Source organism: Arthrobacter sp. NQ4 (genome assembly GCF_029077345.1).
Lineage (GTDB): Bacteria > Actinomycetota > Actinomycetes > Actinomycetales > Micrococcaceae > Arthrobacter.
In genome coordinates, this window is sequence record NZ_JARETC010000007.1 from 45,853 (window position 1) to 60,478 (window position 14,626).

The window sequence follows — 14,626 nt, forward strand, 5'->3', positions numbered from 1 at the left end:
CGCCTAGTGCGCCTCCGCCTTGATCTTCTCCAGCGCCTGGTTGAACCCTCCGCTGGTCAGTGAGGACCCGGAAACCTTGGAGACGTTGAGTTCATCGATGTTCCTGCCCACCACCTGGGCTGCGATGCCCCCGGCGAACTGGCCCTGGAATTTGCGGGTGTTGGGGTTGGACGGGTGCTGGCTGATCTGGACGTCCGTGACTTTTCCCGCTGCCAGCGTCAGCTGAACACCCACCGTTTCCGTGCCGTTGGGCGAGACGTAGTTGCCGTCCGCACTGTAGGTGCCGTCTTTGTAGGTGCCGCCGCTGCCGGCCAGGGCGGAGGATCCGGCAGTGGGGGCGCCCGGTGCCGCGGCAGTACCGGGGGTGCTGTCGGCGGTGGACGGCGCGCAGCCCGCCACGATTCCCGCCAGGGACAGCCCTGCGATACCGGCGAAGAGGCTTCTCCGGAGCAGGACTGTGGAAACAGAAGGGCCTTTCAAGGACAAATCACTCCCGGGAGTGATGGGGCTTTTAGGGATGGAGGGTCTCATGAAGGCTCTCGTTTCTCTGTGGGCTGTTCACTTCCGTGGGGCTGCCACCTGCTGTGGGGCGGCGCCGTGCGGCAGTGGCTACGGTTGAGTCAACGCCGGATCCGCCCGAATGGTTCACGGAACCGGCCCGGAAGATTCCTTTTCCACGCCGCGGGGGGCGTGCACAGCCCAAATTCTTTGCTGTCACTGGCCCCCGGTACGCTAGAGGGGTGACTCCCGAAGAACTTTCCCTCGCCATATCCGCCTGCCTCAAGGACGCCGTCGCCGCCGGCGATATCGACCTTGCGGCATCAGCCATTCCGGCTGAGGTGCGCGTGGAGCGACCCAAGAACCGGGACCACGGCGACTGGGCCACCAACATCGCCCTCCAGCTCGCCAAGCAGGCCGGCACCAACCCGCGCGAATTCGCCGCCGTCCTCAGCAGCCGGCTCAAGTCCATCGACGGCGTCTCCGCCGTGGATATCGCCGGGCCCGGATTCCTGAACATCACCGTGGACGCCGCAGCCGCCGGTGCCCTGGCCAAGGCCATCGTCGAGGCCGGCAAGGACTACGGCACCAACACTGCGCTCGCCGGACGCACCGTCAACATGGAGTTCGTCTCCGCCAACCCCACCGGGCCGCTGCACATCGGGCACACCCGCTGGGCCGCCCTGGGCGACTCGATCGCCCGCGTGCTGCGCGCTTCGGGCGCTGATGTCACCGCGGAGTACTACATCAACGACGCCGGCTCGCAGATGAACACCTTCGCCAACTCCGTCTACTCCCGCCTGCACGGCCTTCCGGTGCCGGACGGCGGCTACCCCGGGCAGTACATCGCCGAGCTTGGCCATGAAGTCCTCACCGCGCACCCGGACATCCGTGAGCTCACCGAAGTGGCCGCCCTGCCGGTCATCCGGGCCGCCGCCTACGAGGCCCAGATGAAGGACATCAAGGCCACCCTGGCGGACTTCGGCGTCGAGTTCGACGTCTTCTTCTCCGAGCAGGAGCTGCACGACGCCGGCGCCATTGAGAGTGCCGTGGCGCGCCTTCGCGAGCAGGGCCACGTGTTCGACGACGGTGGTGCGGTGTGGCTGCGGACCACGGACTTTGGCGACGACAAGGACCGCGTCATGATCCGCGCCAACGGCGAGCCCACGTACTTCGCCGCGGACGCTGCCTACTACCTGTCCAAGAAGGACCGTGGCTTCACGGAGAAGATCTACCTCCTGGGCGCCGACCACCACGGCTACATCAACCGGCTCAAGGCCATCGCCGCCGCTGCCGGTGACGATCCCGAGGTGAACATCGAAGTCCTGATCGGCCAGCTGGTGTCCGTCAACGGCGCTAAGCTGTCCAAGCGCGCCGGCAACATCATCGAACTCAAGGACCTGATCGACTGGCTGGGCAAGGACGCCGTCCGCTACTCCCTGGCACGGTTCCCCGCCGACTCGCCGCTGACCCTTGATCCGGAACTGCTGAAGAAGCACAGCAACGAGAATCCGGTGTTCTACGTCCAGTACGCCCACGCCCGCTCCCGGGGCGCCGCGCGCAACGCTGTGGCCGCCGGCGTCGAACGCCAGGTGGACGGCCAGGACAGCTTCGATGCGTCGCTCCTGGACCACGCCACGGAAAACGAGCTGCTGTCCTACCTGGGCAGCTACCCGTCCATCGTGGCCAAGGCTGCCGAACTGCGCGAACCGCACCGCGTGGCGCGCCACCTGGAGGCCATCGCAGGGGCGTACCACCGCTGGTACGACGCCTGCCGTATTGCCCCCATGGGTGAAGAACCCGTCACGGACCTCAACCGCACCCGGCTCTGGCTTAATGACGCCACCAGCCAGGTGTTGGCGAACGGCCTTGACCTGCTGGGCGTTTCCGCGCCGGAACGGATGTAGGACCCATGACGCACACAGCAGCACAGGGCTCTCCGCTTGCCCCGGAGTGGCTTGCCGTTCCGGATGACCTCAATGCCCTCCACGAACCGATGTGGGCCGGCGACGCAGCGCGCAACGCCGACGGTGAACTCGCCATTGGCGGCATCCCCGTCAGCGAGTTGCAGCGGCAATACGGGACCCCGCTTTTCGTGATGAGCGAGAACGACTTCCGTGCCCGGGCCAGGGCATTCAGCGACGCGTTCAACAACGCCTTCGCGGATATCTGCGGGGGAGTGGACGTCTACTACGCCGGCAAGTCGTTCCTCTGCACCGCGGTGGTCCGCTGGGTGGAGGAAGAGGGGCTGCGGCTGGACACGGCCTCGGGCGGGGAACTCGCCGTGGCCTACCGGGCCGGAATTCCCGGGGCGGACGTCGCCCTGCACGGCAACAACAAGTCCGACGGCGAGATCCACAGGGCGCTTGACATGGGCCTGGGGCGGATTGTGGTGGACAGCCTCGATGAGCTCGTGCGCGTCGGTGCGATCGCGCAGGGGCGCGGGGAGCAGGCGAAGGTCATGCTGCGGCTCACCCCCGGCGTGCATGCCCACACGCACGAATTCATCGCCACCGCCCACGAGGACCAGAAGTTCGGCCTGTCCATGGCGGCCGACACCACCGATGAAGCCGGGATCTCCGCTGCCGAGGAAGCGGTGGCCGCTGCATCAGCGCATCCCGGTATCGAGTTGCTGGGCCTGCACTGCCACATCGGCTCCCAGATCTTCGAGCCGGACGGCTTTGCGCTGGCCGCCGAGAAGCTGCTGCGGTTCCTTGCCGCCATGCAGGAAAAGTACTCCATCATCCTGCCGGAGCTGGACCTTGGCGGCGGCTACGGGATCGCCTACACGCCGGTGGACACCCCGCGCCCTGCCGCGGAGATCGCCAACGCGATGGCCGCCGTCGTGCGTTCCACGTGCGGCGAACTGGGCATTGACGCGCCGCGCATCTCCATTGAACCGGGACGTGCGATCGTTGGCAGCACTACCTTCACCCTGTACGAAGTGGGCACGCTGAAGACGGTCCGCGTGGACGCACCCGGCTCGTCCGGTGACGGTGACGCGGGCAACAACGTTACGTATCCCCGCCGGTATGTTTCGGTGGACGGCGGCATGAGCGACAACGCCCGCCCGGTGCTGTACGACGCGGATTATTCGGCAGTCCTGGCCTCCCGCACCTCCAGCGCCGCCCCGCAGCTGTCCCGCGTAGTGGGCAAACATTGCGAGAGCGGCGACATAGTTGTTAGAGATGTATATCTGCCCGAGGACGTGGCAGCCGGTGATCTGCTTGCTGTACCGGGAACCGGCGCCTACTGCTGGGCCCTCTCGAGCAACTACAACTATCTGGCCCGGCCGGGCGTTGTCGCGGTGCGCGACGGATCTTCCCGGCTGATTGTCCGCGGGGAAACCGAAGAAGATCTGCTGAACCGCGACATGGGAGCCTGAATGACGGAAATGCGAACGCTGAAAGTAGCCCTGCTGGGCTGTGGCAACGTTGGAGCCCAGGTTGCGCGGATCCTCATTGAGGACGCCGACGCCCTCGCTGCCCGCACCGGTGCCCGCCTGCAGCTCAGCGGCATCGCCGTGCGCAACGTCAACGCTGCCCGCGACGTGGACCTGCCGCAGGAGCTCTTCACCACCGACGCCGAAACCCTCGTCAAGGACGCGGACCTGGTGATCGAACTGATGGGCGGCATCGAGCCTGCCCGCACCCTGATCCTCTCCGCGCTGCGCAACGGCGCCTGCGTTGTCACCGGCAACAAGGCACTCCTGGCCCAGGACGGCCCCACCCTCTACGAAGAAGCGGACAAAGCCGGCGTCCAGCTGTCCTACGAGGCCGCGGTGGCCGGCGCCATCCCGATCCTGCGCCCCATCCGCGACAGCCTCTCGGGCGACCGCATCACCCGGGTGCTGGGCATCGTCAACGGCACCACCAACTTCATCCTTGACCAGATGGACACCACCGGCGCCCAGTTCGCCGATGCCCTCGCCGAAGCCCAGCGCCTTGGCTACGCGGAAGCGGACCCCACTGCCGACGTCGAAGGCCACGACGCCGCCGCCAAGGCCGCCATCCTCGCGTCACTGTCCTTCCACACCCGCTTTGCGCTGGACGATGTCCACTGCGGGGGAATCACGTCCGTCAGTGCTTCGGACATCGCCGCCGCAAAGGACGCCGGCTTCGTCATCAAGCTGCTGGCCATCGCGGAGAAACTGACCGACGCCGACGGCAAGGAAGGCGTGTCCGTCCGCGTGCACCCCACCCTGCTGCCGCGCGAACACCCGCTGGCCGCCGTCCGCGGTGCCTTCAACGCGGTATTCATCGAGGCCGAAAACGCCGGAGAGCTGATGTTCTACGGCCAGGGCGCCGGGGGCACCGCGACGGCATCCGCTGTCCTGGGCGACCTCGTGTCAGCAGCCAGGCGCCTGGTCCTGGGCGGTCCCGGCCGCACCGAAACCACCACGGGCCACGTTCCCGCGCTGCCCATCGACGCGGCCACCACGAGTTACTACATTGGCCTGGACGTCGCCGACCAGCCCGGCGTCCTGGCAAAGATCGCCCAGCTCTTCGCCGAGCACGGCGTCTCCATCGAAATCATGCGGCAGACCATCCACCGCGATTCAGCTTCCAACGTGGAGTCGGCCGAACTGCGGATCGTCACCCACCGTGCGTCAGAGGCTGCCCTCGCAGCCACCGTCGAGGCCGTGAAGGGCCTGGACGTCATCAATTCAGTTACATCCGTTTTGCGGGTAGAAGGAGTCTAAGTGGCTCACCAATGGCGCGGTGTCATCCGCGAATACGCTGACCGTCTGCCCGTGACGGAGTCCACCAGGGTCATCACCCTGGGCGAGGGCGGCACCCCGCTGGTGCACGCGCAGAAGCTCTCCGAACTCACCGGTTCCGAGGTCTACCTCAAGGTGGAAGGCATGAACCCCACCGGCTCCTTCAAGGACCGTGGCATGACCATGGCGATGACGGCAGCAGTTGCCTCCGGCGCGAAGGCCGTTGTGTGCGCTTCCACCGGCAACACGTCCGCCTCTGCTGCTGCCTACGCTACGGCCGCCGGCCTTAAGTGCGCGGTGCTGGTGCCCGAAGGCAAGATCTCCATGGGCAAGCTCAGCCAGGCGATCGCCCACGGGGCCACCCTGCTCCAGGTGGACGGCAACTTCGACAACTGCCTGGACATAGCCCGCAAGCTGGGGGAGTCCTACCCCGTCTTCCTGGTGAACTCGGTAAATCCCGCCCGCATCCAGGGCCAGAAGACCGGCGCCTTCGAAGTGGTCGATTCCCTGGGTGACGCACCGGACATCCACGTTCTGCCCGTGGGCAACGCCGGCAACATCACGGCCTACTGGAAGGGCTATAAAGAGTACTCCGCTCCCTTCGAATCGGAGACGGCCGGTACCCTTCCCGCCGTATCCACCAGGACACCTGCCATGTGGGGCTTCCAGGCCGCCGGTGCCGCCCCCTTCGTCGCAGGCCACCCCATCACGGAACCGGACACCATCGCCACTGCCATCCGCATTGGAAACCCGGCGTCCTGGGACGGTGCCGTCGGCGCCCGTGACGAATCCGGCGGGCTCATCGAGGCCGTCACCGATGAGGAGATCCTGAACGCCCACCGCTGGCTGTCGTCCAAGGAAGGCGTCTTCGTGGAGCCCGGTTCCGCCGCAGGCGTGGCCGGACTGCTCAAGAAGCACGCCGCCGGCGAGGTCCCCAGCGGAAAAACCATCGTCATCACCGTCACAGGCCACGGACTCAAGGATCCCCAGTGGGCCTTGCGCACCGAGGACGGCAGCGATGTTCAGCCGGTCAAGGTCCCCAACGACGTCGTCACCGTAGCCGCTGAGCTGGGACTGGAAGAAAAATAACCTTGGACACCACCTCGCAGGCCGCCGTCGGACTGCAACTGATTGAGCCGGGCCAGCGCGTCACTGTCCGCGTCCCCGCCACCACGGCCAACCTTGGTCCCGGCTACGACAGCCTGGGGCTTGCCCTGGCCCTGCACGACACCCTGACCGTGGAAAGCCTGGACACGGACGAACTCGTCTTTGACCTGCGCGGTGAAGGGGCGGAAACCCTTCCCCGGGATGCCAGCCACCTGGTGATCCGGGCCATGGATGCGGCCTTTGAACGGCTGGGCTTCCGCCACGGCGGCCTGAAGGTGACTGCCGAAAACGTCAACCCGCACGGCAGGGGACTGGGCTCGTCCGCCTCGGCGGTCGTGGCGGCTGTGTCTGCTGCCAATGCCATGGTTCCAGGGGAAAACCAGCGCGGCCGCGACTGGATCCTGCAGCTTACCAGCGAAATGGAAGGCCACCCGGACAACGTCGCACCCGCGATTTTCGGCGGACTGGCGCTGTCATGGCAGGACAGTGAGCAGTACAGCAGCACCACTGCCACCGTGACCGGTTCGATCATCCCCATCGTGGCGGTACCCGACTTCGAACTGTCCACCGAAGCCGCCCGCGCCCTGCTGCCCGCATCAGTGGGACACCATGCGGCGGCCATGAATTCGGGCCGTGCGGCGCTGCTGATCCATGCATTGACGCAAAAGCCTGAGTTTCTCCTGCCGGGCACCGAGGACTACCTGCACCAGAGCTACCGGGCGGAAGCCATGCGGCCCAGCGCGGCGCTCATCGGCGCCCTCCGTAAAGCAGGCTACGCAGCAGTGGTGTCCGGCGCCGGGCCAACCGTCCTGGTGCTGGCCAACGGCGAAGCGAAGGCCAGTGAGGCACTGGCCTTCATTGAGGCCTTTACATCGGAGAACACGCCGGACATTGGCTGGCGCGTGCTGAAGCTCGCAGTGGACGTTGAAGGTGCTAAGGTGGACGTGCACCGGCGGTAATTCCGCCTATCTGATCTGCTCCTGCATTCAGTTGCTGTTTGATCTACCACTGTGAATGTATTCCGGTGCCACCTGCTTGGTCTGTCGCAGGAATCTGCAGCATCCAACTGCCCCTGAAGCGTCAGTCAGGCGTTGCGCCGTGGGCGCAGCGCAAGGTGAATCAGTATCCGGCCCTGCTGGCCGAAATCCAACCGGCAAGGCTGAAATCCGGCTGCAGATCTGAACTGCAGCCCAGATCAAATCATCGCGTCCAGCTCCCAGTCTGGACGCCGTCGAGGGGGAAGGATCCTTCGTGACCGAAACCACTGAGCTGTCGCCAGCTGTGGAACACACAACTTCTGCTGCCGAATCATCGGCCGCACCCGCCAAGAGCAGTGGCCTCGCCGGCCTGAAGCTCGCCCAGCTGCAGGCCCTCGCCAGCCAGCTCGGTATCTCCGGCGGCTCCCGCATGCGCAAGGGGGACCTGGTTTCGGCCATCTCCGCCCACCGCGCAGGGACCCTGACCGTTAAGACTCCTGCGAAGGCAACGGAAAAGGCTCCGGAAAGCAGCGTGGCTCCTGCCGCAGCCGCTCCGGAGGCCGCTGCCGCGGAAGCTCCTGCCGCTGAAGGCACCCGTGCCCGCGGCCGCGGCCGCAGCCGCCGTGCTGTCAGTGACGGCGTGGTTGCCCCGGCAACCGAAGCTCCCGTCGTGGAAACCGCTGCCGCACCTGCCGCCGCAGCCGTCGAGGCGCCGTCGGCCGCCCCCGCGGAAACCACCGAGGCAACGGAAGGCGCCCCCGAGCGCCGCCAGCCGCGCACCCGCAACCGCCGCCGCGGCGAAGCCGCTGCCGCCTCCGTCCAGGAAGCCCCGGTGGAAACCCCGGCAGAGCAGCCGGCCGCGGAACAGCGTGCAGGCGAACAGCGTGCAGGTGAACAGCGCACCGAAACCCCCGCAGAAGCAGGGGACGCCAGCCAGCGCACCGAACGCCGTGACGGCGGCCGCACCCGCGGCCGTGACAACACCCGCGATTCCGATGGCGGCCGCGACAATGCCGGCAGCCGCGAAGCCGGCCAGCGCGATGGCAGCCGGGACAACCGCGACAACGACGACGCCGACGGCGGAAGCCGCCGCAACCGCCGTAACCGCCGCGACCGGAATGACCGCAACGACCGTTCCGGCGGCCAGGACCGGGACAACTCGCGCAACGACCGCTTCCGCGACCGCAACGACCGCCGTCGCGGCCGCAACCAAGGCCCGGACGTAGACGACGTCGAGGTCACCGACGACGACGTGCTGCTGCCGGTCGCCGGCATCCTCGACGTCCTGGAGAACTACGCGTTCATCCGCACCTCCGGTTACCTGCCCGGCCCCAACGACGTCTACGTCTCCCTGGCCCAGGTCAAGAAGTACAACCTGCGCAAGGGTGACGCCGTGGTAGGCGCAATCCGTGCACCGCGCGAAGGCGAAGACCGCAGCCAGCAGTCCAACCGCCAGAAGTTCAACGCCCTGGTCCGCGTCACGTCCGTCAATGGCAAGACGCCGGAAGAACTCAAGGACCGCGTCGAATTCGCCAAGCTGGTTCCGCTGTACCCGTCGGAGCGCCTGCGCCTCGAGACCGACCCCAAGAAGATCGGCCCCCGTGTCATCGACCTCGTCGCCCCGATCGGCAAGGGCCAGCGCGGCCTGATCGTCTCCCCGCCCAAGGCCGGCAAGACGCTCATCCTGCAGTCCATCGCCAACGCGATCACCACCAACAACCCTGAGGTCCACCTCATGATGGTGCTGGTTGACGAACGGCCCGAAGAAGTCACGGACATGCAGCGCACCGTCAAGGGTGAGGTCATTGCCTCCACCTTCGACCGTCCCGCAGACGACCACACCACCGTGGCCGAACTTTCCATCGAACGCGCCAAGCGCCTCGTGGAAATGGGCATGGACGTGGTGGTCCTGCTGGACTCCATGACCCGCCTGGGCCGTGCCTACAACCTGGCAGCACCGGCCTCCGGCCGCATCCTGTCCGGTGGTGTGGACTCCGCAGCCCTCTACCCGCCCAAGCGCTTCTTCGGTGCCGCCCGCAACATCGAAAACGGCGGCTCGCTCACCATCCTGGCCACCGCCCTCGTTGAGACCGGCTCCAAGATGGACGAGGTCATCTTCGAAGAGTTCAAGGGCACCGGCAACATGGAACTACGCCTGTCCCGCCAGCTGGCAGACAAGCGCATCTTCCCGGCCGTGGATGTCAACGCATCCGGTACCCGCCGCGAAGAGAACCTGCTCTCGCCCGAAGAAGTCAAGATCATGTGGAAGCTGCGCCGCGTCCTCTCCGGACTCGAGACCCAGCAGAGCCTTGAACTGCTCACCAACAAGATCCGGGAAACCCAGAGCAACGTCGAGTTCCTCATGCAGGTCCAGAAGACGACGCTTGGTGCGAAGTCGGACAACGACAAATAGTTTCACCGAGGGCGGGGCCGACGCATTTTGCCGGCCCCGCCTTTGTCGTTCGGATTTTGCCGCCCCCGCCCCTTCGCTGGGCGGCTTCGATCTTCGATCGTTCGCCGCCCAGCTCCGGCAGGCCCGATGCCACTCCCGGGGCGGCAAAATCCGAACGCCATGCAGTTATCTCACCAAATGCGGGCACGCGTCCGGACGTGCGGTCAGTCTCCGCATGGCAGTCATTAGACTTGTACAAGTCGAAAGAGGTTTATAGATGTTTGAGTCCGTACAGGGCCTGCTTGATGAGCATGACTCCATCCAGGCGCAGCTGGGGGATCCTGCTGTTTATGCTGACCAGCGGCTTGCCCGGAAGCTGGGGCGGCGGTCGGCTCAGCTCAATGGCATTGTTGAGGCCTACCACAAGTGGGAAGGCATCCGGGATGACCTTGCTGCCGCCAAGGAGATGGCTGCCGAGGATCCCGAGTTTGCTGCCGAGGTGCCTGAACTCGAGGCCGCGCTGGAGACTGCTGCCGCCAAGCTGCGGCGCCTGCTGATTCCGCGCGATCCGGACGACGCCCGCAACGTGATCCTCGAGGTCAAGGGCGGCGAAGGTGGCGACGAGGCTGCCCTGTTCGCCGGCGACCTGCTGCGCATGTACACCCGCTACGCGGAGTCCCGCGGCTGGAAGACCGAAATCATCTCCGCCACCGAATCGGACCTGGGCGGCTACAAGGACGTCCAGGTGGCCGTCAAAGGCAACTCGAACGACCCCGCTGAGGGCGTCTACGCCCGGCTTAAATTCGAAGGCGGCGTGCACCGCGTCCAGCGCGTGCCCGTGACCGAGTCCCAGGGACGCATCCACACCTCGGCTGCCGGCGTGCTGGTCCTGCCCGAAGTGGACGAGCCGGAAGAGCTCGAGATCAACCAGAACGACCTCAAGATCGACGTCTACCGGTCCTCGGGCCCGGGTGGCCAGTCCGTGAACACCACGGACTCCGCTGTGCGCATCACGCACCTTCCCACCGGCATTGTGGTGGCCATGCAGAACGAGAAGTCGCAGCTGCAGAACCGTGAGGCCGGCATGCGCGTCCTCCGTGCCCGCATCCTGGCGCACCAGCAGGAGCAGATCGACGCCAACAACTCGGAACAGCGCAAGTCGCAGATCCGCACCATGGACCGCTCCGAGCGCATCCGCACGTACAACTACCCGGAAAACCGGATCGCCGACCACCGCACCGGCTACAAGGCCTACAACCTGGACCAGGTCATGAACGGTGACCTGGAACCGGTCATCCAGTCGGCGATCGAAATGGACGAACAGGCGCGGCTGGACGCCATCGGCGACTGATCGGAAGCTGCCACCCATGACCGAGCCCACCTCCACGGTGCCTGCCCAGACCCAGACACTGGCTGCAGCTGTCCGTGAGGCTGCCGCACTGCTGGCTGAGGCCGGGGTCCCCAGCCCCCGCGCCGACGCGGAGCTCCTGGCGGACCACCTCCTGAACGTCGGGCTGGGACGCCTGCGCTCCCTGATGCTTGGCGACACTCCCGCACCGCCGGGGTATGCCGAGCTGGTGGCCGAACGTGCGCGCAGGATCCCGCTGCAGCACATCACCGGAGTGGCATATTTCCGCTACCTGGAGCTGGCGGTGGGGCCGGGGGTCTTCATTCCGCGTCCGGAGACCGAATCGGTGGTCCAGCTGGCCATCGACCATGTCCGTGGCATGGACAGTCCCCGCATTGTGGACCTTGGGACGGGGTCCGGCGCCATCGCCGGTTCGCTCGCCTCCGAGCTTCCCGGAGCCGAGGTGCACGCTGTCGAATTCAGCCCGTTCGCGCACGCCTGGGCGGCGAAGAACCTGGCGCCCCTGGGCGTCAACCTTGTCCTGGGGGACCTGCGCGACGCCTTCATGGAGCTCAACGGAAGCGTCGACGTCGTGGTTTCCAACCCTCCGTACATCCCCGCCGAAGCCATCCCCAACGAACCCGAAGTAGCCCTGCACGATCCGCCGGAGGCTTTGTACGGCGGGGGAGCGGACGGCATGGAACTTCCGACGGCGGCAGCGGCCTCCGCTGCCCGGCTGCTGCGGCCGGGGGGCTACTTCGTCATGGAACACGCAGAAGTCCAGGCCGGCTGGATTGCCGCCATGCTCGCAAAGACCGGAACCTGGACAGCCATCACAACGCACCTGGACCTCAACGGCAAGGAGCGCGCCACCAGCGCCGTGCTCGTGGAGGACTCCGCACGGAATGAAAGAATGGGCCAGTGACCACAACTTATGACTGCACCATCGACGACGAGCGGGCCCGGGGGCTGGAACATGCCCAGCGCGCCATCAGTGAAAAGAAGTGCGTCGTGCTCCCCACGGACACCGTCTACGGGATCGGCGCGGACGCGTTCTCGCCGCAGGCCGTCACCATGCTGCTGGTATCCAAGGGACGCAGCCGCACCATGCCGCCGCCCGTCCTGATTCCGCGGATCAACGCCCTGGACGGCCTGGCCACCGAGGTCTCGGCCGACGCACGGAAACTCGCCGAGGCCTTCTGGCCCGGAGGCCTGACGCTGATCCTGCACGCACAGCCGTCCCTGGACTGGGACCTGGGCGAAACCAAGGGGACCGTGGCCCTCCGGATGCCTGCCGACGAGGTGGCCCTGGAACTGCTGACCTTGACCGGCCCGCTTGCCGTGTCCTCGGCAAACCGCACCGGCCACGCACCGGCCCAGACTGCTGCTGCCGCCCGGGAACAGCTTGCTGATTCCGTCGAGGTGTACCTGGAGGGCGGCCAGCGCCCCGTAGAGGGCGAGGCCGGCGTGCCGTCCACTATTGTGGATGCCACCGGCCCCATCCTGCGCGTGGTGCGCAACGGGGCAGTGAGCCTGGACCAGCTCCGCGGGCACGTCCCCGGCGTCCTGGGCCTGGGAGAGATCCCCATGGCCGAAGAGGAAGCCGCAGCTGAGCAGCTTGGCGGCGAGCAGATTGGCGCTGAACAAATCGGCGCTGGGCAAACCGGCGCCGGGCAGCCGGGCACAGGCGGGTCAAGCGCAGCCGGCGTACAGGACGACGGCGGGGCCGCACCTGAGGCGCCCGGGTCGTCCGTCGTGACCGGCCCGGCCACGGAATCCGCCACGCCGGCCGGGAACCAGCAGCCTTGATGGCGCTGGACCGCCAGCAGATCCCTGTCCTGGACGTCCACGCCACGCCGCTGCGCGTCCCCGAACTGGTGGCGGAACTGAGCAGCTTCGTGGCGGATGGCGCTACCCGTACCGTCCTGGGCCACAACCTGCACAGCGTGACGCTGGCGTTGTCCGACGACGGATTCCGGCGCCTCTATGAGGACAGCGACGTCGTGCTCCTGGACGGGGCACCCGTGCTGTGGCTGTGGGGGAGGACCGGCAACGCCGAAGGCCCCGTCATGGATTACCGGCTGGGTTCAACGGACTGGCTGCCGGCGCTGGACCAGGTGCGCGGCCTTGACCGGATTGCCGTGATCGGTGCCGGTGCGGAAGCGAACGCCGGGGCAGTCAGCAGGCTGAAGGACATCGTTCCGGGCGCCCGCGTCTCAGGCTTTCCCGGTGAAGGATGGGGTCCTGAGCTGGAGGAGGCAGCCGTTGCCTGGCTGCACCGTGAACAGCCGCAGCTTGTCCTGCTTGGCCTGGGCATGCCGCTCCAGGAGGAAGTGCTGCAGCGGCGGCTGGCTGAGATGCCGCCTGCCGTGTACTGCGCCGTGGGCGGCGCCATCGAGCAGTTGGCGGGCGTCCAGAAGCTGGCCCCCCGGTGGCTGGGCAGGATGGGCCTGGAGTGGGCCTGGCGCCTGCTCCTGCATCCCCGCCGCGTGGCCTACCGCGTGCTGGGGGAGCCCTGGGTCCTGCTGTGGCTCCTGGCCGCCCGGAGGCTCGGAAAACCGGGGCTGGCCAAATAGCCGGGCCGAACGCAGCGGAGCGCGGCAAACGGCGGCAGGGCCCGCCTAGAACTTCTGGTCCTCCAACGGAGCAAAGCCCTTGCCCCGCAGGCCGGTGGTGAACGAACGTGCCCACCCCAGGAAGCCCGGAAGGTCGCGGCGCTGCAGGAAGTAGCCCAGGTACCCGCCGACGTCGGCCACGAACGAGCGCACCCGGAAGTAGCGGCGGATCAGGTAGCCCCGGTTCCGGTAATAGTAGAAGCGCTTGAAGGCGGAGTCCGGGACGATCACATGCCAGCGGGCGCCGTAGACGTGCTGCGTTTCCCCGAACGCGTGCGGGTGCGTAATGGCCGTGGTGGTGACGGTGCCAAAGCGGATCCCGGCCTTGCGCAGCCGGATGGTGAAATCAACCTCATCGCCCCGGATGAACAGGCGCATGTCCGGCAGGCCCACCTTGAAGAACACGTCGGAGCGGATCAGCGCACCATTGAAGAAATGGCCATCGTCCGGCAGGAAGCCACGTTTCTCCACCTCGGCCCTGTCGTGCGTGACCTTGCCGTCCAGCCGGAAAAAGAAGGACAACCGGTCGGGATGGCCGGGCGCCGTGACCAAAGGGACCACCGCCTCCAGGTCGCGTGCCTCAGCCTCACGAAGCAGCGTGGCGAGGCACTCCGGATCTGCCGGCTCGGCGTCGTCGTCCATCATCCAGATCCAGCGGGCCCCGCTGGCGACGGCCTTCAGCGCGGCAAGCGCAAACCCGCCGGCGCCGCCCAGGTTCGCTTCGGAGCGCACATAGTCCACGTTGGGGTGCGTCGTAGCCACATCCGCGGCCGGGGTGGTGCCGCTGTCCACCAGGCAAATCGTGTCCACGTGCCGGCTCTGGGCGTTGATCGAATCCAGCAGGACGGACAGTTCCTTGGGCCGGTCGAAAGTCACGGCGGCAACCGCAATGCGGGGGGTCATGGGGGTCCTTTCAGCATGGCTGCAAGGGAGTTCCCCGCCTGTTGTGCGCCCGTGTGGCGCGGAGCC

At 66.9% G+C, this 14,626-nt stretch carries 12 protein-coding genes; 10 read left to right on the plus strand and 2 right to left on the minus strand.

All coding sequences use genetic code 11. The features are described from left to right. Window positions 1–3: 3 nt before the first annotated feature. Complete coding sequence (locus PUN51_RS13105; RefSeq protein ID WP_275181332.1) at window positions 4–417, minus strand: FMN-binding protein; 414 nt, start codon at window positions 415–417, stop codon at window positions 4–6. A gap of 323 nt (window positions 418–740) precedes the next feature. Between PUN51_RS13105 and argS the strand changes: the two genes are divergently transcribed. The 10 genes from argS (at window position 741) to PUN51_RS13155 (ending at window position 13,618) form a co-directional block, all read left to right on the plus strand. After that, complete coding sequence (argS, locus tag PUN51_RS13110) at window positions 741–2,405, plus strand: arginine--tRNA ligase (protein ID WP_159631632.1); 1,665 nt, start codon at window positions 741–743, stop codon at window positions 2,403–2,405. A gap of 5 nt (window positions 2,406–2,410) precedes the next feature. Continuing rightward, the gene (gene lysA, locus PUN51_RS13115; protein ID WP_275181257.1) at window positions 2,411–3,883 is read left to right on the plus strand and encodes a diaminopimelate decarboxylase; all 1,473 of its coding nucleotides are present in this window, start codon (window positions 2,411–2,413) and stop codon (window positions 3,881–3,883) included. Beyond that, on the plus strand, window positions 3,884–5,200 hold the full coding sequence (locus PUN51_RS13120; protein WP_275181258.1) for a homoserine dehydrogenase: 1,317 nt from the start codon (window positions 3,884–3,886) through the stop codon (window positions 5,198–5,200). Then, window positions 5,201–6,307, plus strand: a complete 1,107-nt coding sequence (gene thrC, locus PUN51_RS13125) for a threonine synthase (protein ID WP_224026471.1) — start codon at window positions 5,201–5,203, stop codon at window positions 6,305–6,307. Window positions 6,308–6,309: 2 nt separating this feature from the next. Beyond that, on the plus strand, window positions 6,310–7,284 hold the full coding sequence (thrB, locus tag PUN51_RS13130; RefSeq protein ID WP_275181259.1) for a homoserine kinase: 975 nt from the start codon (window positions 6,310–6,312) through the stop codon (window positions 7,282–7,284). 292 nt (window positions 7,285–7,576) lie between these two features. After that, window positions 7,577–9,715 (plus strand): transcription termination factor Rho, encoded by a 2,139-nt coding sequence (rho, locus tag PUN51_RS13135; protein ID WP_275181260.1) that lies wholly within the window; start codon window positions 7,577–7,579, stop codon window positions 9,713–9,715. A gap of 256 nt (window positions 9,716–9,971) precedes the next feature. Beyond that, window positions 9,972–11,045 (plus strand): peptide chain release factor 1, encoded by a 1,074-nt coding sequence (gene prfA / locus PUN51_RS13140; RefSeq protein ID WP_275181261.1) that lies wholly within the window; start codon window positions 9,972–9,974, stop codon window positions 11,043–11,045. Window positions 11,046–11,061: 16 nt separating this feature from the next. Beyond that, on the plus strand, window positions 11,062–11,967 hold the full coding sequence (gene prmC / locus PUN51_RS13145; protein ID WP_275181262.1) for a peptide chain release factor N(5)-glutamine methyltransferase: 906 nt from the start codon (window positions 11,062–11,064) through the stop codon (window positions 11,965–11,967). Beyond that, on the plus strand, window positions 11,964–12,851 hold the full coding sequence (locus PUN51_RS13150) for an L-threonylcarbamoyladenylate synthase (RefSeq protein ID WP_275181263.1): 888 nt from the start codon (window positions 11,964–11,966) through the stop codon (window positions 12,849–12,851). Before prmC ends, PUN51_RS13150 begins: the two co-directional genes overlap by 4 nt. Continuing rightward, on the plus strand, window positions 12,851–13,618 hold the full coding sequence (locus PUN51_RS13155; protein ID WP_275181264.1) for a WecB/TagA/CpsF family glycosyltransferase: 768 nt from the start codon (window positions 12,851–12,853) through the stop codon (window positions 13,616–13,618). The genes PUN51_RS13150 and PUN51_RS13155 overlap by 1 nt, the downstream gene beginning before the upstream one ends. A 45-nt stretch (window positions 13,619–13,663) precedes the next feature. On the opposite strand, the gene PUN51_RS13160 is transcribed toward PUN51_RS13155, so the two are convergent. Then, a complete protein-coding gene (locus tag PUN51_RS13160; protein ID WP_275181265.1) occupies window positions 13,664–14,560 on the minus strand; it encodes a glycosyltransferase in 897 nt (298 codons plus the stop codon). Window positions 14,561–14,626 lie beyond the last annotated feature (66 nt).